The organism is Psychrobacillus mangrovi (genome assembly GCF_037104765.1).
Lineage (GTDB): Bacteria > Bacillota > Bacilli > Bacillales_A > Planococcaceae > Psychrobacillus > Psychrobacillus mangrovi.
On sequence record NZ_JBAWSY010000002.1, the window covers coordinates 478,730 to 498,826 of the forward strand.

The following is a 20,097-nucleotide window of genomic DNA, read 5'->3' on the forward strand; positions in this document are numbered from 1 at the left end:
TTAGTGAAAAATATTAATAAATATCTTGTTGAAATTAATTTGAATAATTATATCTTTCATTGGGTACTTCGAGGAACTCATGCTCCCGTATATTAGTTGGGTGACATTTGCCATTGGTCTTTAAACAAATATTTCTATCCTCTTCTTCAATTTTTAGAATCTTGTTATAATAGTCAAAAGAGTATTTGGGGGATTATAAGTGAAGAATAATAAAGTTTCAATGATGGATGCTATTTTAATTGAAATACTGCGTAGTAATGGCGTCTCCAATAATGAGATACTTCAACAGTTAGAACGAAAAGATATTCAGTCTTGGGAAACCGATTATCCAAATAATAATTTTCATTCTTTATTTTCATTATTTGAGGAAGATAAAAATAAATTTGAGTCGATTTTACAGGAAGGTTACACCGTTAAGTTCGTTACAAGAAACGGTCTTAAAAACTTATTAAAACTAAAGTATCAAAAAATTGATGAACGAGATTTCGAGCTGCTCGAAAACGGAATAAAACACTTAGAAATCGATGAGCAACAGCTATCTTCCTTAAAGCAACTTTTATCCATTAACTGGGTTATTCAAGAAGACACGAATAAAACATACCCAAAATTTGTTGATATAATTCCAGCATCAACGATTTAAAAATATACTTCTTTTCTTAGAGGCTGCCCCAAAAAGTGGGTTGCCTCTTTTTAAATTTGATTTTTATAATGACAACACGAATACCTATATATACTTAAAATTGGTTATATACTTCTTTTGTCATCTGTAAAAATACATTTGCAGCAGGTGACAATGGTGTATTTTTCAAATAGCTAATGACAACTGTATTTTTATATATAGGGCTCCCTAATGTATATAAATTGGCTTCTATTTCAATTTTATCTCATTCTACAACGCTTTCTAGAATAATCATTAAATCTCCGATTCAAAAATAACTAAAAAGTTATGTTTATCTTCAATCATTGGGGCTCTAAGCTTTATAATTATTGAATAAATCTGACCACTCATGAATTAGTTTTTTAGACTAGTCCCTCATATTTAATTGTTCAAGTTGCGGATCATCATCTTAATTAAAAATCAGTAAAATTTATATATGTTTTGAAACTGTTGGGTCTCATATATTAATATTTTTTAAACTATTCCATAGAATGTTTAGCAAACAAATAAATACACAGCACTTAATAGAAATGATTAGAAACATAGCAATATAAAAGAAACTCCAAAATTATACTCAGCCATTTTTTAATGGATGGATATTTATTTTGAAGTTTCCTTCTATTCATGCTCTATATCCTTTACCGTTATTTACCACATTTTCACAACTTTATATTTCTACACTATAATCATATTCTCATATTAGAAAATAGACTCTAAATTACTTCTTACCTGTTTTTATTTAAACATTGAAAATTTTACAAAATCTTATTAAAACGATAATTTTCTTTTGCTATAATCGATGGGCAATGCCAAACAAATTATGAGGAGTGGATTGTAGATGTCAAAGGAAAGCTTTTGGAATAATGCTTTCAGTAAGGTAGCCCTATCTCTCTTATTAGTTCTATCATTATTTTTACCATTCATCACTGTTCCAAATGTACAAGCAGCTGAGCCTATTACTGTAACAGAGGCTATTGCGAACAACACTGGAACGGCAACGGTAAAAGGATTCCTCGTTGGTACCGCAAGTTCAGGTACTTCTTACGATCAAGAACCACCGTTTACAGTAGCGACCAACGTGGGTCTAGCCGACTCTCCTAATGAAACAGATCCGTCAAAAATTTTACCAGTTCAGTTACCAACCGGAGCGGTACGAGCTGGATTAAATTTAGTTGATAATCCTAACCTATTTAAAGGTGAAGTAACAATCACTGGCACTCTTTCAGCCTATTTCTCTGTACCGGGCTTAAGAAGTGCAACCGCATATACTATGATTTCCGAAGGTGAAACTCCCCCTCCTTCACCTGAAGCGGAAGTCATGGAAAATATCGCTGCTGCTCGTGCAGTAACGGACCCAAACAAATTAATTAAGGTAACCGGAACTGTCACAACAGGCACTGGTTTCTGGGGTGGAAAAGCGTTTTACATCCAAGATGAAACTGCAGGAATTTATGCATTTACTTCTACATCAGATGTAAGTCCTGGGGATATCGTAGAATTGGAAGGAAAAGTTAGCCCTTATAGCGGTGAGCTTCAGATTCAACCGACCAAGATTACTAAAATTTCTTCTGGAAATGAACTTCCACCAGCGCAAGACATTACACCAGCTGGAGTAAACGAAGAAACTCAAGGCGAAAGAATTCAATTAAACAATGTAACTATTACAAATCTAGTAAAGTCAAACGACTTTGGAACATTTGAATTTACAGCTACACATGAAAATGGAGAATCTGTCGTTATTCGTAACGACAATCGAAACGGATTAGATTATGACACATTTTTGAAGCAATATAAAGTTGGTGATTTAGTTCATGTAGCTGGAATTGCTTCTAAATTTAATACAACCTATCAAGTGAAGACACTTGGTTTAGAAAGCTTTGAATTAGTGAACAAGCCTGCTGTTTACACAGACATTTTGCCAGGATCTGTTGCAGAAGGAACAGCTATTCAATTAATCTCACCAATTGAAGGTGCGACAATATATTACACATTAGATGGTTCTACACCAACTTCAAATAGCACAGAATACTCAGCACCAATTAAACTAACAAAAGATACGACTATTAAAGCAATCGCAGTTAGTGATACTACTTCTGAAGTATTCTCATTTACTTATAACGTACTAAAATCAGAAAATCTTGTAATCCGTGATATCCAAGGACAAGGTCATTTCTCCGATTACGAAGGAGTGACTGTACAGAATATTACTGGAGTTGTAACTCATCTATATAACTCAGCAAACTTTGTTATCCAAGATATCAATCCAGATGATGATCACTCAACTTCTGAAGCAATCATCGTCAATAAGGCTTCCAATGGACTTAAAGTTGGTGACCTAGTTACTGTAGCTGGAACGGTAGAAGAATGGTATTACGAAGGTTATTCAGATATGAAAGCAAATGACTTACCAATTACACGAATTCGTGCAACAACTGCTTTAAAATCTGGAACGGCTGAATTACCTGCTCCATTAGTAGTTGGTGAAGATATTATTCCGCCAACTGAAAACATTGATAATGATGGGTTAACCACGTTTGATCCACAAGAAGATGGAATCGATTTCTGGGAATCTGTTGAATTAATGCGTCTTGCAGTGCCAAATGCAAAAGTAGTTGGGCCTCAAGAATACGGCGAGGTTGTCGTAGTTGCTGGCAATTCTACTAATACAACCTTTAATGCATTAGGCGGAATTAATATTTCTGCAAATGACTATAACCCTGAAAGAATTTTAGTAGATATTGATAACGAAAAGTACGATGCAAAATCAGGCGACTACTATACTGGTAATATCGTCGGAGTAATGGGCTTTGGTTTCGGAAACTTTAAATTATGGTCAGAAGAAGCGTCTCTACCACCAATCACACGAGTTGAAAAACCAGTTGAAGCGACTTATATTGAGCCACAAGAAGATAAGCTGACCGTTGCTGCATATAATGTAGAGAATTTCTCCACAAATACATCCGAAACACCTGACGAAAAGGTTGTGAAGATTGCAAAGTCATTTGTAGAGAACATGAAATCTCCTGACATTATCACATTAGTAGAAGTACAAGATAATGACGGACCAACAGCTTCTGGAAACACAGATGCTTCTAGAAGCTATGAACGTTTAATCTCAGCTATCTCAGCAGCAGGTGGTCCTGCATATGAATGGACAGACATTGCACCTGAATATAATAAGGATGGCGGAGCACCTGGAGGGAATATCCGAGTTGGTTACTTATACAACCCTGAACGCGTAACACTATCTGAAGGAACAAAAGGTGGTTCTACTGATAAAGTGGCATGGGATGAAAATGGAAACTTAACATTAAATCCTGGTCGAATTCTTGATTTACCACAAGAAAACACTCGTAAACCACTTGCTGCTCAGTTTGATTTCCAAGGAGAAAAAGTCGTTGTTATTGGAGCACATTTAAATTCGAAAGGTGGAGACCAGCCTTTATTCGGTAAGAACCAACCACCATTCTTAGGCTCTGAAGCAGAACGTATTGAGCTTGCAACGATGATCAATAACTTTATTAAAGCGGGCCAAGCAAAAGACCCTGATCTAAATGTAATCGTTGCTGGGGATATGAACGACTTCGAATTCACACCAACACTAGCTGCTCTAAAAGGCGGCATCTTAACAAATATGGTTGAAAAAGTTCCAGCTGGAGAACGTTTCTCTTATTACTACCAAGGAAACAACCAAGTATTAGACCATATTCTAGTAACAAATAATTTGGTAGACAAAACAGCTGTAGACATGATTCATATTAATGCAAACTATATGGACATTCATGGCCGTGCATCTGACCATGATCCGGTTCTAGTTCAAGTAGAATTCAACCAACCAGACACTTATACCCTTTCAGCTAATCAAACAGCTTTTGAATTAGAAAAAGGTAAAACTGGAAAAATGGTACTAACTGAAACAACTACAAAACATGATGGTTCCAAGTCTACGAAAGATGTGACAGCAGAAGCTACATATAGTGGCTTTGACCCGAATGTGATTTCCGTAGATAAAGGATTAATCACTGCAAAATCATCTGGAAAGACAGTCATCACAGCAACTTACGGTGATAATAAAGTTTTAATCGAAGTAACTGTACAAGCTCCCAAAAATGGAGAAGCAATCATTACTCCAGATGAGGTAGATACGTCAAAAGCTAAAATCACTGTTGATGGCTCAGTACTACATGATGCAGGAAACATTTATATTCGCTTCACTGAAGGCGCATTAAACAAAATTGATGGTGCCAATAAAGACGTAGTGATTAATCTAGTTAATGGTACTTTCACAATAACTGCCGAAAACGTTGATACCCTTTCTGCTAGTGGTGAGTTTACCTTACACCTAAACTATCACGTACCACCTGGTCTGTTAAAAGAAATGAACCTACACAAAATTAAAGATAACTTGAAACTGAAAAATATTGCTATCCTAGACGGTAACAATAAACAAATCACTACAGGTTTTAAAGACGATTTCGTAATTGTTACTGGAGATGGTAAAAAACAAACCGTAGAAGGTGCCTACTACGATACTAAGTCTAAAAGTTGGAAATTTAAGAAATTATAATAATGAAAAAAGATCTAGCCAGAATAAACTGGTTAGATCTTTTTAATTTGTTTTGCTAGATAAAGATTCTGAGATCTAAACAATTACAAAATGACAAAGAAATAAGGCACTTTCTGTTCAAAAAACAATTCCATCTTTTTATAACGTAAGTTTTTCAGTACCCTCCACCCATGCAGCAAAAAGCGCTACATCACAGACTATGGTGCCTTAGAGCCTATTCTTTAATCTGACTCCGACGACCAAGGTGGAACACATACTGACTTACCCATAGGAGTAGCACTTATCGGGATCAATTCTACTTTGTTTTTTGCACCAATCTTCCCTTTTGGTTTAAGAGGAAAAGATATAGTTACTTAATAAGGATAAGAGTCTATAATAAGACTTTATAATAAATATAATAATGACGAAAAGGTGAGAGATTATGTCGGAGGAATTAAACGAAGAACCTAATTCAAAAAGGGAGCTATGGAATAAAAAAATGGAAAAACTAAATAAACTACCCCACATGAAACAACACAACTTAACAAATGGTTGGAAATTGTTCACGAATGCAGAGTTTACATTTTGGAATCATGACCCAAATTATTTAATTGTTGATGAAGATTTTGATACGGTGTGTGCATTTTACTTTAAAGAAGATATTTTTAAAGTTAAAAAGATAGCTGGTTGGAACGTTGAACTTACTATTAATTCGAAGAAGCAGCATGTTAAGTTATTTCGAAAGTCCAATGAGGATTAATAAATTACTTAAATAGGAGTGATAAAATGGGTGGCATGGGGAACTACTGCCCCAGTCAAGAGTAGACAGTCGAAATAAATTTAAGCGGTCTTAGCCCCATATTTTATAGGGTTAAGACCGCTTAATCGTTAAATCGCTTCGTTATAGAAACGATTGTCCACTAATAAAAATGTTAATTAAATTTTTTCATTCAAATAACTTGCTTTCTACATTCAAAGAATTAAGTATTGACCGGCTCTTTTTCGCTTAAACCGAGAGCCTGCGCTGTTGAAATATGAATTTCTTGCAGTAGCTCTGGATTTTCCATTAGTGACACGCCATAAGAAGGAATCATCTCTTTAATTTTTGGTTCCCATTCTTGCATATGTTGTGGGAAGCATTTATTAAGTATTTCAAGCATAGCGTGGACTGCGGTAGAAGCACCTGGAGAAGCACCCAGTAATGCTGCGATTGAACCATCAGCCGCACTAACAATCTCCGTACCAAATTGTAGCGTTCCTTTACCACCGGCCTCCGTATCTTTAATAACTTGCACACGTTGACCTGCCACTACTGTATCCCAATCCTCGAGTTTAGCGTCCGGGATAAACTCCTGTAGTTCTTCAATGCGCTTCTCTTTAGATAACATGACTTGCTGGATCAAGTATTTTGTTAATGACATCTCTTTTGCGCCTGCTGCCAACATAGTTACGACATTATCTGGTTTTATAGAAGTTACTAAATCAAACATGGAACCAGTTTTTAAAAACTTTGGTGAGAAACCAGCAAAAGGTCCGAATAGTAACGATTTTTTATTGTCGATAAATCTAGTGTCAAGATGCGGAACAGACATTGGGGGAGCACCAACTTTAGCTTTCCCGTATACTTTTGCATGATGTTGCTCCACAACTTCCGGATTGTTACATACTAAAAATAGTCCACTTACTGGGAATCCTCCAATATGTTTTCCTTCAGGAATACCGGATTTTTGTAGTAAATGTAGACTTCCTCCTCCGCCTCCAACAAAGACGAATTTTGCTGTATGGTATTCAATTTTACCTTCAGCATCATTCTTAACTTTTACTTCCCACTTACCATCGCTCGTACGTGTAAGATTTTCAACACTATGTTCGTAATTAATATCAACGTTTTTATTTTTTAAGTGGTCAAGCAATAGACGCGTTAAAGCGCCAAAGTTGACATCCGTTCCAGTATCAATCTTTGTTGCTGCAATCGCTTCATTCGCTAGACGGTCTTTCATAATAAGCGGAATCCATTCCTTTAGTTTTGCTTGATCATCGGAAAATTCCATTCCTTGGAACAGAGGGTTTTTTGACATCGCTTCAAAACGTTTCTTTAAAAACGAGACATTTTCTTCCCCTTGTACCATACTCATATGAGGCAAGGGCATGATAAAGTCCTTAGGATTATTTATCAGTTTATTGTTTACTAAATAAGACCAAAACTGCATGGAAAGCTGGAACTGTTCATTAATTTTTATAGCTTTTCTAATATCTATAGATCCATCCGGTTTTTCACTCGTGTAGTTTAGTTCGCAAAGTGCCGCATGCCCCGTTCCCGCATTATTCCATTCGTTTGAGCTTTCCTCTCCTGCTTTGGTTAGCTTCTCAAACACTGTAATTTTCCATTCGGGTACTAATTCTTTTAAGATTGTTCCTAATGTTGCACTCATGATTCCGGCACCAATTAAAATGACGTCTGTTTTAGTTTCTATGTTGCTCATTTATACCAACCTTTTCCCTAAAATTTGCAGAAAAGATGTAGGCGACATACCAAGTTAAGGCACTACCTATTCACACACCTTTTCTGTTCTCACTTAAAATCAATATCGTAGCGTATTACATTTATTTATAAATTAAAATATCTACTATTATAACACATAATAATAAGTTAGCTAAAAGCTGATAAAAGGTCAGAAGTCTGTCCACTAGGTCTAGGAGCACACAAAAACCAAAGCTCAACGCAACTTCTTGCAAGGCTTAAGCTTCGGTTTGCCATTATGGATGAACTGCCAACCTCTAATTTTCACCTTTACTTACCATCTAACGCCATGAAATATACATCATCATTGGGTTGATGAATCTAGTATAAATCTAAATTATTTATTTGTAATTGTTCAGAGTTTTGCAAACGCTTTCTTTGCGTTCTCAAAACAAGCATCCTGAAATGATAATTGAACAACTCTACAAATTATATCTTTCATCCATCTTGAATATCAAAAATATTATTATTGATGTATTTCAGTGATTATTTCTCCCAAATTTCAATCCATCTACCTTCTGGATCAGAAATCCAAATAAATGTTCCAAACTCGCTTTTTTCAGGTTCTTTTAGAAGTGGCACGCCAATTTTGTCGAAATGCTCTATCCAAGTTTCAATTTTTTCTACTTGAAAATTTAGCATCACAGATTGTTCTTTTGGAAAATAATCACTATCCGCATTAAAGAAAGAGAAAATTGTTTCGTTATCAGCATCGTGTTTGATGAAAGCGCCATTCCAATCTCCCATAGAAATTCCTAATGTATCTTTATACCAATCTTTCAATGAATCAACATCATTTGACCTCAAAAAAATTCCACCAAAACCTTTAACTTTCATAGTTATGACCTCCAATTAGATAATCATGTTTTGTATTTTTGTTCATATAGTACACCCAACTCTTTTTCTTCAATATTATAAAATTTCACTTACCTAACCCTTTAGCTCTTGTAACCGTTTCATTGCAGAGTGAACGGTAAGTCTATGAAATGAAACTAATTTATTCTTGTAGACGACCCCATAGATACTATAAGGGGAAAAGGAGCAACCTATATTTTATATACTTACTTCATTTATTTAATCCGCATATAATCCAAGACTTTTTGATCGATATATCCCCTCGCTTGAACTCGCTCATCAAAGTTTTCAAAGAGATGGTAGGATTGCACCGCATCTAATAAATCCTCACGATCTTCAAGATCTCGATCCAAATGACCATTTTCATAGAGTAAATTTTGTATCTCATCTTGCAGTTCACCTTCTATTGTTATAACCTCTTCTGGTAGGGTTGCCTCAAAATAGAGCCGATGTAATTTCAATAACCGTGCTATCTCTTTAACAGGCTCTTCATGATCATCGACTCGGAGATCAATATAGCGATCATTAAATCCTCCATAGCTACCATTTTCTTTTACAATTAACAATGCTGCAGACTGTTTTCCACGGCTGTCACCACCTGCAAGTTCTCCTGCACACAATGCATCTAGTAAACGCTCCGCTAAGGAACCCTCTGATTTTACAAATGATGCTCGCATTGCTTCTACTGTGTTATGATCAACTAAAATATTTCCTTGTACAGCAAAATTTTCTCCTGCATAACCACCTGCCCAATCAAAACAATCCTCGCCTGTAAAGGTAATACTTTTTCCCTTTGCATCTACAATTCCTACTTGCCTAGATGCAGACTTTTCATCGTTTTCAACGAGATTTTTTAAAACTTCCTCGGGTGCCACTCCTTTTTCCAGCAACTCCAAACCGTATTTACCATAATCTAAATTTGCCCAAGATTGGGTAGCAATAGCCCCTACACCCGCTTTTGCAAAAGGAACAACTGCTCCGACGCTTAAAAATTTGGACGCTACTGCTACACCTAACTCTCTCGTTTGCGGATCATAGCCAACAATTGAAAATGTCATCATTATACCCCTCTCATTTTCCACATCCTTACTTATTTCTATTTTAACTTTATATTCTGTCAATTAAAAGAACCCATCCCCTTTTTAATAGGGTGGGTTCAAATCCAAAGTTAATTATTTTTTTCATTAACATACTTACCATATCCAGGCTTCGCGATTTGTTCAAAATCTTTTACTAATAGATGTAAGTTGCTCGCCAATAGTTCACCAGTCATCGGTAAACCATGCCCTGTAACAGCGACTTTTGGTTTTAATTCAGCTAACCTTTCCACTGAATCCCTTGCTGCCTCCCAATCTGTTGTAAAATATCTTGGAGGGCCACTAATTTCCTGCTCCTGAGTGATTACTTTATATAAATATTCTTGTTTTACAGTAACAAATGCATCTCCAACTATTAAAACTTTATCTTCATCCCTAAACAGTGATACATGACCTGGCGTGTGTCCCGGAGTATGAATCCATCTAAAACCTGGCATATGAGGAATTGTTCCATCTGAAGGTAATTCCTTCACAAGGTCTCCTAAATTGATTGGATCCTTTGGAAACATAGCTGACATTTTGGCTATCATACCGCCTTCTACTGTTGGATCTGGATTTTGATAACTTTCCTTTCCTGTTAAAAAAGGCAATTCCAGACTATGTGCATAAACTGGTATATCCCATTTCTCCACTAATTCAATAATTGCACCTACATGATCAAAGTGCCCGTGAGTTAAAATAATGGCATTAGGTTTTTTATTTTCACCAAACCGTTCTTCTATGACAGAGATAATCTCCTTAGAAGAATGAGGCATACCAGCATCCACTAGAACAAAATCATCAGACTGAGGATGCCCTACTAAACATATATTAACAATTTGTATCGTATGACAATAAATATCTGGGAGAACGTCAAATCCTACTCCACTTCCAACTGATGTTGCAGGTATAAATTTATAATCGTCACCATACGAAATAGTCTGATCCACAATATCCCTCTTTTCATCTTTCTTACATTTAGTTTTTCACTGCTCACATAAATTTATACCACGCTATTTACTTCACTAAACAAGTTGACTTCTTCACTTTTATTTGGTAAATTCAATTTTAATATCTACGATAAAGAGAGTAACAACGTCGGATTACCAAGCGAGCTAGGGATGGTGAAAGCCTAGTTATAATGAGTTGTGAACCGCACTTTGGAGATGCTTAAAAGAAAAGAACAAGTGCCCTTTTTCTTTAAAGCCGGAGACTCACCGTTAGGAGAAAGTGGCCTAAAATAGGCAAATTGAGTGGTACCGCGGAAGTTCGAGCTTTCGTCTCATTTTTATGATGAGACGAGGGCTTTTTTTAATTAGGAGGAGTTTAAATGAAACAGTTAGTTGTAGACATTCTTCAAAATTTCACGACTGAGTTATTAGAGGAGCATATGATCGAGGAACCTGTGTATTCACATTTAGGAGACTATGCTCTACCCTGTTTTTCATTTGCCAAAAAGCAAAAGAAATCGCCTAATGTAATTGCACAAGAACTCGCTAATCGTATTCAGGATATACACATTGAAAAAGTTGAAGCTGTAAATGGTTATGTGAATATATTCATGAAACGAACAACATTCACTAATTCCGTTTTGACTATTATTCACGAGCAAGAAAAACTATTTGGTTCTTCTAATTTAGGTGCTGGAGGTGTAGTTACAATTGATATGTCCTCCCCAAACATTGCAAAACCATTTTCCATGGGTCATTTACGATCAACCGTTATAGGAAATTCAATTGCTTTAATTCTAGAAAAAAATGGATACAAACCAATTAAGATAAACCATCTCGGTGATTGGGGTACCCAGTTTGGGAAATTGCTAGTAGCTTATCGATTATGGGGAGACGAAAAGAAAGTTCAGGAAGCGCCTATTCAAACATTATTAGCTCTATATATTCATTTTCATGAGGAGGCGGAAACGGATGAGTCATTGAATGATAAGGGCAGAGCTGCCTTTAAATCTTTAGAAGATGGTGATCATGAAGCATTAGCATTATGGGAATGGTTTCGTACAGAATCATTAAATGAGTTTCAAAAGATTTATAACTTACTTGGCGTTACGTTTGACTCTTATAAAGGAGAGGCGTATTACAACGACAAAATGGACCCGATAGTGGATGACTTACAACAAAAGAAATTATTAATTGCATCTGATGGTGCACTTGTTGTAAATGTTGGAGAAAACTTACCTCCTTGTCTAATTAAAAAATCAGATGGTGCAACTCTATATGCGACAAGAGATATTACAGCAGCCATCCATCGAAAAGAGAACTATCATTTCATAAAATCTTTATATGTTGTTGGAAATGAACAAAGCTTACACTTCGCACAGTTAAAGGCGGTATTAAATAAAATGGGATATGAGTGGTCTGAAGCAATTCAACATATTCCTTTTGGATTAATCTTGAAAGACGGAAAAAAGTTGTCGACTCGTAAAGGAAAAATTATATTATTAGAAGAAGTATTAAATGAAGCTATTCAATTAGCGGAGGAAACGATTGAAGAAAAAAATCCTTTGTTAGTGAATAAAAAAGAAGTAGCAAAAGAAGTAGGTGTAGGAGCAATCATCTTTAGTGATCTAAAACAACACCGAAAGCATGACATCGAATTTGATATAAAGAAAATGCTTCAAACTGAGGGAGAAACAGGTCCCTATATCCAGTATACGTACGCACGTGCCTGCTCTGTTTTAAGAAAAGTTCAGAATAATGATATTTTCCAAGTCACTGAAGTAAATGATTATGAATGGGAAGTTATCAAATCACTTGAGAAATTTCCAGACATTATTCAACGGGCAGCAATTGAGTATGACCCATCATTAGTAGCAAAATATGCATTAGATTTGTCCCAAGTTTTCAATTCATTTTATGGAAACGTGCCAATAATAAAAGATCCTCCTCAATTACCATATCGCTTAGCAATTGTTCAATCAGTTATAACCTTGTTAGGAGAATCCTTAAGATTGCTAGGAATGAAAGCGCCTATTGAAATGTAAAAGAGGTTATATTTTTCAACTTTCTCAAACCTAGCTTTATTGTTTACAAAAACAGAAACACCACTGACTAAAGTCCAACCCCCCTCTTCCTATATGAATACGCTATTAAAGAGAGGAAGTGAACTAGTGGAGAAAAGAAAACCATGCAGCAAATGCGGAAAAATTCATAGCTCTAGGGGTAGGCGAGGGCCAAGAGGTTTGGAGGGACCTTCTGGTGAGCAAGGCCCCCCTGGAGTTCCAGGTCCACCTGGTCCACGAGGGGAAAGAGGACCTCGAGGATTAATGGGTTATGAAGGGTTTCCTGGTCCAATAGGTGAAACTGGTCCGCAAGGTATTCCTGGGGAACAAGGACCTCCTGGTATTCCTGGACCTAAAGGTAAAAATGGTTCGCAAGGTGCACCTGGGGTACCTGGGCCTCAAGGTATTCCAGGACCAAAAGGCGAAACTGGCCCTCAGGGTGATCCTGGTAAACAAGGACCTACTGGGGTTCCTGGGCCTCAAGGTATTCCAGGGTCAAAAGGCGAAACTGGTCCACAAGGTGTTTGCGGGCCTATAGGCGAAGCTGGTCCGCAAGGTGTTCCTGGGCCTAAAGGCGAAACTGGCCCTCGAGGTGTTCCTGGGGAACAAGGTTCTCCCGGGGTACCTGGTCCTCAGGGTATACCTGGACCTAAAGGTGAAAATGGTTCGCAAGGTATTCCTGGGGAACAAGGCCCTCCTGGGGTGGCTGGGCCTCAGGGTATTCCGGGGCCTAAAGGTGAAAATGGTCCCCAGGGTCTACGTGGATATCAAGGACCTCCTGGATTGGCTGGGCCTCCTGGTATTCCGGGGCCTAAAGGTGAAAATGGCCTGCAAGGTGTTCCTGGGCCTAAAGGCGAAACTGGTCCTCGAGGTGTTTCGGGTGAACAAGGACCTCGTGGAGTGGCAGGTCCTCCTGGTATTCCTGGACCTAAAGGTGAAAATGGTCTGCAGGGTGTTCCTGGGGAACGAGGACCTCGTGGTATTCCGGGGCCTAAAGGCGAAAATGGTCTGCAGGGTGTACCTGGGGAACAAGGACCTCGTGGAGTGGCAGGTCCTCCTGGTATCCCTGGGCCTAAAGGTGAAAAAGGTCCGCAGGGTGATCCTGGGGAACAAGGATCTCCTGGTATTCGTGGGTCTAAAGGTGAAACTGGCGCGAAAGGTATTCCTGGAGAACAAGGTCTTCCTGGGATGCCCGGGCCTCCGGGTATTCCTGGACCTAAAGGTGAAAGCGGTCCACAGGGTCTTCGTGGGTATCAAGGGCCTCCTGGATTGTCAGGTCCTCCTGGTATCCCTGGGCCTAAAGGTGAAAAAGGTCCGCAGGGTGATCCTGGGGAGAAAGGTCCTCCCGGGAAAGCGGGGCCAACTGGGCCAACTGGAGCTCAAGGTCCCGCAGGAGTGGCTGGACCACCTGGACCAGCTGCTGGGATTGCAGAATATGCTTATATTTTTAATACGGATAAGCAAAGGACTTATCAAGAAGAAGATATCTCCTTTAATACTAATGGTATTATGACAGCGGGAATTACCCATACAGAAGGAGAAGCAATTATTCACATTAAAAATGGTGGTGTTTACGAAATTTTCTATCACTTAACAGGTAGACAGCCAAATCAGGTCACTCTATTTGCAAATGGTAAAGAAATAAAAGGCACATCCTTTGGTGCTGAAAATGGAAATAACCAAAACGTTGGTATTCAAATTCTTCGTTTAAAAGATAATACTGATTTGACTCTTCGTAATCATACCTCCCTACCAAGTCATTTTGACCTACGATTCGATGCTGGTGGTTCACAAATCGGTATAAATGCGGCTATTATCATTAAAAAAATATCTACGTAACTCTGTTAAAGCTGACCCTAATGAAAAAGAACAAGGGTTCAGCTTCTTTTCATTTTGATTAAGAAGAAAGAAAAGAGCTACTCTTTAACGAGCAACTCTCCATCATCAAATTATTTATAAAAGTCTTCAGGTATAGGTCCAAATATTCTTTTATGATATAACAAAGGATTTTTCTCAGTATTCTTAATCTGAACTACTTCGCCAATGAATATAATATGATCTCCTGCATCTATTTGCTGAAAAGTTTTACATTCAATTTGAGCGAGTGCCCCCTTCAAAATAGGTAACCCTATCTCTGATTTTCCCCAGTCGCATTGACTAAATCGATCTTCTACTTTAGATGCAAATAATTTACAAATATCAGCTTGGTCTTCTGCCAAAATATTAACTGCAAATTTATCTACTTTCAAAAAGGTATCGTATGAACTCGATTTTTTATCAATTGACCACAAAATAAGCAACGGCTCCAAAGACACAGATGCAAACGAATTAACAGTTAATCCAATAGGTTTATTTTCATGATCAAAAGTGGTTACAACAGTTACACCTGTAGGATAATTACCTAGTGCTTTCTTAAATTCTAGTGATTGGTCTATCAAAGAAGAATTTTCTTCCGCTACATTTGTCATACGATCCACTTCCATTCTTTTTATTTTTTATTTCACTATTACCACTCTGTCTTCTACCGGCTCAATAATTTTTTCTTTTGGTGGGGAAACGGGTTTACCAAATGGCAACTGTGCAATAAGCTGCCACTCCTTTTGAATTCCCCAAGCTATTCTTAACTTTTCATCAATTTCCGGTGCAAAATGTTGTAGACTAGCTCCAAAGCCTTCTTGCTCTAGAGATGTCCAAACTAGATATTGTAAGATACCAGAAGCCTGATGGGACCAGAGAGGAAAATGATCTTCTAAACTAGCAAACTTATATTGAAACGATTCTACAATCGAATAATCCTCAAAAAATAAAACAGTACCATAACCTCTTGCAAATCCTTCTATTCTTTCTTCTGTTGAGGCTATTTTCTCTTCTGGAAGACCTTTTTTCAGCGTTTCAAAAGTTATCTTCCAATATTTTTTGTTTTGTTCCCCTAACAAAACAACAATTCGTCCAGTTTGCGAATTAAAAGCAGTAGGTGTATGCTTAACCGCTAAATTAATAACCTCATTTATTCTTTCATCGGATATTACCACTTCACTACTAATTCCATAAATAGAACGTCTACTTTGTACTGCAGAATAAAAGCTTTTTGTCATAATTATTATTCTCCTTTCCATCATGAAAACACTCCATCATTCAATAGTTACACTATAAGTGAAAGCATTTCACATGTACTCGATCATAAAATTTGGAAATAAAGTTCTAAACTAAAGATGGTTGTTCCTCTTTCCAAACAGTTGCGGGGATTTCCCGTTTTAATACTGGAATGATTTCCTTTGCAAATCGTTCCAATTGTTCTTGTTGCTCGGCAACCTCCAACCCTTCCACACTAATCATTTGTACTTGGTGACCAAAAGCATTATGGTAGTCTAAAAGTTTTTCTATTATTTTGTCTGGGCTTCCTATTAATGCAGAACCACGGGCAATATGATCTTCTAAATCTTTAAAAGGAGCATCATTATGCTTAGAAGCATCAGAATTCATTTGTGCATCATAATAAGGACGAAAACGTTTAATTGCTTCTTCATTTGTATCCCCGATATACAATCCCATAGCACCTGCACCAACAATAGCTTTTGATGAATCGTGCCCATAAAACTTTAATCGTTCACGGTAATGATCAATCAACTCTTTGTACTTGGCTTGGTCGTGAAAGGTATTCGATGAGAAAATAGGATCTCCATTTTTTGCAGCTAGCTCTGTAGAAACTTTGCTAGATGCACTTCCATGCCAAATCGGAATAGAGGATTGGTAAGGACGTGGCTGTGTCGTGATATTTTCTAATGGAGAACGGTATTTACCTTCCCAATTGACATTTTCTTCGCTCCATAACCTTTTTAGTAACAAGTATCGTTCCTCTAGAGATTCATACTGATCCTCATTTTTTACTCCGAACAATGGAAAGTGACGTGGATCATTTCCTTTGCCAATAATAATATTTAGTCGTCCCTTTGATAAATGATCAATCGTTGCGTAATCTTCCGCCACTCGAACAGGGTCTAATACACTAAGTACAGTTATCGTTGTCAATAAACGAATCTTCGTGGTTTTTGCTGCTATAGCACCGAGGAGGACAGTAGGAGAGGAGGAAAGAAAAGGGGCACCATGTCGTTCTCCTATTCCGTACCCATCAAAGCCAAGATTTTCTGCAAAAACAGCTTGCTGAATCAAGTTTTCAAAAGCTTCTTCTGAACGTATGCTTTCACCAGTCTTTACATTTCGCAAATTGCTAAGTAGATTCCCTATTATGAACTGCATCTCTAATTGTCCCCCAGTAAATCGTAACGATAGCACTTTACTATAAAATTTAATTTCTTAAACTCCTTTGACGTATCACGTTTAAATCCAAGCCATTCATATAAGCGAATAGCACTCGTCATTTTGTCACTCGTGTGTAAATAAACATGTTTTGAATTTTTTTCACGAGCATAATGGATGCTTTCCTTCAATAAGGCTTGAGCAATGCCTTTCCCTCTTGCGTTTGGGCTAACCGCAAGCATGCGAATAATTGGTGAATGAATTTCTAGCTCCGGTCTACCATACGCAGCATTTGAATTCGTAAATAACTGTAACGTTCCCAGAAGCGTTTCTCCGTCCCTGGCTACTAATATTTTATCAACAGCAGGATTATCCACAGATTCTTTCAAATCCTTAGCATAATCCAACCAATCTTGTACATTCATATATGAACTTTTAAATTGCGAATAACTTTCTACTAGCAATTGACGCACTATATCTTTTTCATGTTCTTTCAATGTATCAATGGTAATAACACTTTCCATTCCTTAAATCCTCCCAGCTGAAACTATGCTACTCCGCCTTTACTATACTGCTTTGCTTTTCTTTCAATTACATATGAGATTCCTTCAAAGATAATAGATAAGCCCCAATAAATTAACCCTGCTGCTATAAATGCCTCTAAAAATTTTAATTTCGAAGATGCTACGATATTTGCAGTTCCTGTTAATTCTTTTTGCGAAACAAGAAAAGCAATAGAGGTCAAGTGTAAAAAACCGATAGAAATATTCGTGAAATTTGGAATCGATTTAACTAAGGCTTGTGGAAATAATATTCTTCCCATTGCTTGAAAAGTGTTCATTCCAATTGAATACGCCGCTTCCATTTGTCCTTTTGCTACACTTGATATACCAGAACGAATAATCTCTGATAAATATGCTCCTGCTGTTAGTGATAAAGCCAGTAAAACGTAAAGGACAATTGGAATGGAATTTGTTTGAAAGGACAAGTTTAAAGAATTAACTATTCCATCTAACACTAAAGGAACACCATAATATATCAACATAATATGCATTATTGCAGGAGTTCCTCGAAAAAATGATACATATCCGTTTGCTACGGAATATAAACCCTTCACTTTGTACTCTCGTATCAATGCAACTGCTAATCCTATAAAGAATCCAAATACTATTGGAACAATAGCCAACATTAACGTTAATGGGATAGCTTTTGCAATCTCTTTAAACGCCACCCAAATAAACGGAAAATCAATCACCATGTTTGCATGCTCCTTTCATTATCAAGCAACAGAAGCATCTGTTCCTTGGTAACGATTTGTATATTTTTCAAACACTTTAAAACCTTTTTCTAGTATTAATACGATTATGTAATAAATGATTGATAAAGCAATGTATACCTCTAAAGCATGTGCAGTAGCTGAAATTAATGTTTCCCCTCTACCCATCATATCCATTATTCCAATCGTAAAAGCTAATGATGTGTCTTTTAATGATCCTATTACTGTATTAGCAATGTTCGGAAACGCAACTCGAATGGCTTGCGGAAATATAATTCTAGTAAAGTTCTGATAAGGAGTCATTCCGATAGTATAGGCTGCCTCCGTTTGACCAAATTCTACTGAAGTGATTGCTCCACGGAAAATTTCTGCGAATATAGCGCCATTACTCAGAGAGTAGGTAATAATAACAAAGAAAAGGGCATCCATTCTAGAAATATCTATATTAATCAGGGTTAGAGCTGCAGGTAGACCGTAATACACTAAGAACAACTGAATAATAATAGGAGTTCCTCTTATAAAGGAAATATAGAGTGTAACTAACTGTTTTAAGACTGGAATATGAAATAATCTCGGTATAGCTGCTACTATACCGATGATTGTTCCAAATAGAATTGATGCAACTAAAATTTCAATCGTTACACCAAGATATTTTAATAACGTCGGAATAAATTCAATGATTAAAGAAGGATCAAATACTTTTCCCATAATTACGCTTCCTCCTTTTTTACAAAAAATAAATTAGAATCCTACTGAATAGTCCGCTCCAAGCCATTTTTTACTTAATTCACTAACTACTCCTTCTTCTTTTAATTCAACTAATGCCTCATCGATTTGATCTGAAAGAGTTGTATTATCTTTTTGAAGTAAGAAATAGACTTTTGAATTTAGTAGTGCGTCTCCTACAACTTTTTGTTGTGCATCTGCTAATTCATTCATTAAATCTACTGCAAATGGTGTTGATATTGTTGCATCCACACGACCAGTACGGATTTGATTGTTAATATCATTAGTACTATTACTATAAACAATCTCTGCTCCAAGATTATTCTCTTTGTTATATTTTTCGATGAATACAGCAGAGTTACTTGTAGCAGTAGTAGCAATATTTTTACCAGCTAAATCATCAATTGAGTTGATTTCATTATTATCTTTATGAATCGCTACTTTTAACGGGAAAATATTATAGGGCTCTTTGTTAAATAAAAATTTCTCTTCACGCTCTTCATTTACTTCCATCTGGTGAGCGATAAAATCTATTTTATTTGTTTCTAAGCTTAATAATAAGTTAGCAAAATCCATTGTTTTAAATTCAAATTCATAATCCTCTAACTTTTCATCAATTGCACGTACTAGCTCAACGTCATAACCAGTCAACTTACCATTTTCGTCTATAAAACAAACATTTGGAAACTGGGTACCAGTACCAACGATAATTTTCTTTACTCCACTTTTATCCGAACTTCCTTCTTCTGATTTAGACTGTGCTTCATTAGAAGAACAAGCTCCTAATAAGGCAACAACTAAGACTAATACAAGTATTAATATTTTTTTCATATATTCTCTCCTCTTCACTCAAGTAAACTTAGTGTTTTAGTTGGAATTAAAACTAAAATTTTTTATACAGGCACACCTTGTAATGCGGCTTTTAAATGTTCTAACCCAACCTCTGTTACACCCTTGTATACTCCACCTTCACCAATTTCAACTACCGGCACATGACGAACGCCGTATTTAGTATCTAAAATGTCTCGAAATTCATCATGATCCTTTACATCTACTGTTTTATACGCAATATTTTGCTCCATTAAATATTCCTTTACTTCGTTGCAATAACTGCAACCTTCTTTTGACCATACAACAACCGATACTTCATTTGCCATCTTATATTCCTC

17 protein-coding genes, 1 pseudogene and 1 other annotated feature are annotated in these 20,097 nt (G+C 36.8%); of the genes and pseudogenes, 5 read left to right on the top strand and 13 right to left on the bottom strand.

All coding sequences use genetic code 11. The features are described 5' to 3' along the window. Nucleotides 1–199: 199 nt before the first annotated feature. The 3 genes from WAX74_RS05390 (at nt 200) to WAX74_RS05400 (ending at nt 5,964) form a co-directional block, all read left to right on the top strand. Complete coding sequence (locus WAX74_RS05390; protein ID WP_336496636.1) at nt 200–640, top strand: hypothetical protein; 441 nt, start codon at nt 200–202, stop codon at nt 638–640. Nucleotides 641–1,496: 856 nt separating this feature from the next. After that, the gene (locus tag WAX74_RS05395) at nt 1,497–5,225 is read left to right on the top strand and encodes a DUF6359 domain-containing protein (RefSeq protein WP_336496637.1); all 3,729 of its coding nucleotides are present in this window, start codon (nt 1,497–1,499) and stop codon (nt 5,223–5,225) included. Nucleotides 5,226–5,646: 421 nt separating this feature from the next. Next, nucleotides 5,647–5,964, top strand: coding sequence for a hypothetical protein (locus WAX74_RS05400; protein WP_336496638.1), 318 nt, complete (start codon nt 5,647–5,649; stop codon nt 5,962–5,964). 220 nt (nt 5,965–6,184) lie between these two features. On the opposite strand, the gene WAX74_RS05405 is transcribed toward WAX74_RS05400, so the two are convergent. The 5 genes and pseudogenes from WAX74_RS05405 to WAX74_RS05420 form a co-directional block, all read right to left on the bottom strand. After that, a complete protein-coding gene (locus WAX74_RS05405; protein WP_336496639.1) occupies nt 6,185–7,687 on the bottom strand; it encodes a malate:quinone oxidoreductase in 1,503 nt (500 codons plus the stop codon). A gap of 524 nt (nt 7,688–8,211) precedes the next feature. Continuing rightward, the gene (locus WAX74_RS05410) at nt 8,212–8,562 is read right to left on the bottom strand and encodes a VOC family protein (protein WP_336496640.1); all 351 of its coding nucleotides are present in this window, start codon (nt 8,560–8,562) and stop codon (nt 8,212–8,214) included. A gap of 93 nt (nt 8,563–8,655) precedes the next feature. Continuing rightward, nucleotides 8,656–8,760, bottom strand: a pseudogene (locus WAX74_RS20980) (GNAT family N-acetyltransferase); the annotation flags it as partial. Nucleotides 8,761–8,795: 35 nt separating this feature from the next. Further along, nucleotides 8,796–9,638 carry a DUF1028 domain-containing protein gene (locus tag WAX74_RS05415; RefSeq protein ID WP_336496741.1) on the bottom strand — a complete coding sequence of 281 codons (843 nt, stop codon included), beginning with the start codon at nt 9,636–9,638 and terminating at the stop codon, nt 8,796–8,798. Between the two features lie 110 nt (nt 9,639–9,748). After that, nucleotides 9,749–10,594 (bottom strand): MBL fold metallo-hydrolase, encoded by an 846-nt coding sequence (locus tag WAX74_RS05420; protein WP_413788928.1) that lies wholly within the window; start codon nt 10,592–10,594, stop codon nt 9,749–9,751. Between the two features lie 130 nt (nt 10,595–10,724). Beyond that, nucleotides 10,725–10,944, top strand: a binding site (T-box leader). A 42-nt stretch (nt 10,945–10,986) separates the two neighbouring features. Here WAX74_RS05420 and argS point away from each other — a divergent pair. After that, nucleotides 10,987–12,651 carry an arginine--tRNA ligase gene (gene argS, locus WAX74_RS05425; RefSeq protein WP_336496642.1) on the top strand — a complete coding sequence of 555 codons (1,665 nt, stop codon included), beginning with the start codon at nt 10,987–10,989 and terminating at the stop codon, nt 12,649–12,651. 93 nt (nt 12,652–12,744) lie between these two features. Next, complete coding sequence (locus tag WAX74_RS05430) at nt 12,745–14,508, top strand: collagen-like protein (protein ID WP_336496643.1); 1,764 nt, start codon at nt 12,745–12,747, stop codon at nt 14,506–14,508. A gap of 110 nt (nt 14,509–14,618) precedes the next feature. Here the strand turns inward: WAX74_RS05430 and WAX74_RS05435 are convergent, their stop codons facing one another. The 8 genes from WAX74_RS05435 to WAX74_RS05470 all read right to left on the bottom strand — a co-directional run bounded on the left by WAX74_RS05435 (nt 14,619) and on the right by WAX74_RS05470 (nt 20,085). Then, entirely contained in the window at nt 14,619–15,107 is a 489-nt protein-coding gene (locus tag WAX74_RS05435) for a flavin reductase family protein (RefSeq protein WP_413788929.1), read from the bottom strand. A 57-nt stretch (nt 15,108–15,164) separates the two neighbouring features. Beyond that, nucleotides 15,165–15,764: a nitroreductase family protein gene (locus tag WAX74_RS05440; protein WP_336496644.1), complete on the bottom strand. Its 600-nt coding sequence runs from the start codon at nt 15,762–15,764 to the stop codon at nt 15,165–15,167. Between the two features lie 106 nt (nt 15,765–15,870). Next, nucleotides 15,871–16,926, bottom strand: coding sequence for an LLM class flavin-dependent oxidoreductase (locus WAX74_RS05445; protein WP_336496645.1), 1,056 nt, complete (start codon nt 16,924–16,926; stop codon nt 15,871–15,873). A gap of 2 nt (nt 16,927–16,928) precedes the next feature. Next, complete coding sequence (locus WAX74_RS05450; protein ID WP_336496646.1) at nt 16,929–17,450, bottom strand: GNAT family N-acetyltransferase; 522 nt, start codon at nt 17,448–17,450, stop codon at nt 16,929–16,931. A 23-nt stretch (nt 17,451–17,473) separates the two neighbouring features. Beyond that, a complete protein-coding gene (locus tag WAX74_RS05455) occupies nt 17,474–18,184 on the bottom strand; it encodes an amino acid ABC transporter permease (protein WP_336496647.1) in 711 nt (236 codons plus the stop codon). A gap of 21 nt (nt 18,185–18,205) precedes the next feature. Further along, the gene (locus WAX74_RS05460) at nt 18,206–18,910 is read right to left on the bottom strand and encodes an amino acid ABC transporter permease (RefSeq protein WP_336496648.1); all 705 of its coding nucleotides are present in this window, start codon (nt 18,908–18,910) and stop codon (nt 18,206–18,208) included. A 33-nt stretch (nt 18,911–18,943) separates the two neighbouring features. Continuing rightward, complete coding sequence (locus tag WAX74_RS05465) at nt 18,944–19,759, bottom strand: transporter substrate-binding domain-containing protein (protein ID WP_336496649.1); 816 nt, start codon at nt 19,757–19,759, stop codon at nt 18,944–18,946. A 62-nt stretch (nt 19,760–19,821) separates the two neighbouring features. After that, complete coding sequence (locus WAX74_RS05470; RefSeq protein WP_336496650.1) at nt 19,822–20,085, bottom strand: glutaredoxin family protein; 264 nt, start codon at nt 20,083–20,085, stop codon at nt 19,822–19,824. Nucleotides 20,086–20,097 lie beyond the last annotated feature (12 nt).

Excerpts from the sequence above, each read along its gene's own strand:
- WAX74_RS05400 (WP_336496638.1), top strand. The coding sequence starts at position 5,647 with ATGTCGGAGGAATTAAACGAAGAACCTAATTCAAAAAGGGAGCTATGG.
- WAX74_RS05410 (WP_336496640.1), bottom strand. The coding sequence starts at position 8,562 with ATGAAAGTTAAAGGTTTTGGTGGAATTTTTTTGAGGTCAAATGATGTT.
- WAX74_RS05395 (WP_336496637.1), top strand. The coding sequence starts at position 1,497 with ATGTCAAAGGAAAGCTTTTGGAATAATGCTTTCAGTAAGGTAGCCCTA.
- WAX74_RS05465 (WP_336496649.1), bottom strand. The coding sequence starts at position 19,759 with ATGAAAAAAATATTAATACTTGTATTAGTCTTAGTTGTTGCCTTATTA.
- argS (WP_336496642.1), top strand. The coding sequence starts at position 10,987 with ATGAAACAGTTAGTTGTAGACATTCTTCAAAATTTCACGACTGAGTTA.
- WAX74_RS05450 (WP_336496646.1), bottom strand. The coding sequence starts at position 17,450 with ATGGAAAGTGTTATTACCATTGATACATTGAAAGAACATGAAAAAGAT.
- WAX74_RS05470 (WP_336496650.1), bottom strand. The coding sequence starts at position 20,085 with ATGGCAAATGAAGTATCGGTTGTTGTATGGTCAAAAGAAGGTTGCAGT.
- WAX74_RS05455 (WP_336496647.1), bottom strand. The coding sequence starts at position 18,184 with ATGGTGATTGATTTTCCGTTTATTTGGGTGGCGTTTAAAGAGATTGCA.
- WAX74_RS05460 (WP_336496648.1), bottom strand. The coding sequence starts at position 18,910 with ATGGGAAAAGTATTTGATCCTTCTTTAATCATTGAATTTATTCCGACG.
- WAX74_RS05445 (WP_336496645.1), bottom strand. The coding sequence starts at position 16,926 with ATGCAGTTCATAATAGGGAATCTACTTAGCAATTTGCGAAATGTAAAG.
- WAX74_RS05405 (WP_336496639.1), bottom strand. The coding sequence starts at position 7,687 with ATGAGCAACATAGAAACTAAAACAGACGTCATTTTAATTGGTGCCGGA.
- WAX74_RS05415 (WP_336496741.1), bottom strand. The coding sequence starts at position 9,638 with ATGACATTTTCAATTGTTGGCTATGATCCGCAAACGAGAGAGTTAGGT.
- WAX74_RS05440 (WP_336496644.1), bottom strand. The coding sequence starts at position 15,764 with ATGACAAAAAGCTTTTATTCTGCAGTACAAAGTAGACGTTCTATTTAT.
- WAX74_RS05430 (WP_336496643.1), top strand. The coding sequence starts at position 12,745 with ATGAATACGCTATTAAAGAGAGGAAGTGAACTAGTGGAGAAAAGAAAA.